At 56.2% G+C, this 265-nt stretch carries 1 protein-coding gene; it reads right to left on the reverse strand.

The genetic code is table 11. The annotated features are described in order from the left end of the window. Positions 1 to 50: 50 nt before the first annotated feature. Positions 51 to 265 (reverse strand): integrase core domain-containing protein (locus EOB49_RS35395; protein WP_164782008.1); only part of this gene is annotated, 215 nt, incomplete at its 5' end.

Raw genomic sequence — 265 nt, forward strand, 5'->3', positions numbered from 1 at the left:
GAATGTAGAAAGCTAGACACCGACTTGGAGCAACTCAACTGGTGGGATCGCTAGCTGTGGAGCCTCAACAGGTTGTCCTCGGTTAGAGCGAGGCGACTGATAGGTGTTTTGGACTTTAGGCTCCCGTGGGGACGGTGCCAATTGTATCTGTGCAGCCAGACCGGCAACTCTGCGGCGCGGTGATCTGAAGTCGGATAAGCGATGGCATAAGCCCATTCGCGCAGTGCTGTCTGGATGAAGCGCTCGGCCTTGCCATTGGTCTTGG

Origin of the sequence: Mesorhizobium sp. M7A.F.Ca.MR.148.00.0.0, from assembly GCF_003997735.1 — a bacterium.
Classification (GTDB): domain Bacteria; phylum Pseudomonadota; class Alphaproteobacteria; order Rhizobiales; family Rhizobiaceae; genus Mesorhizobium.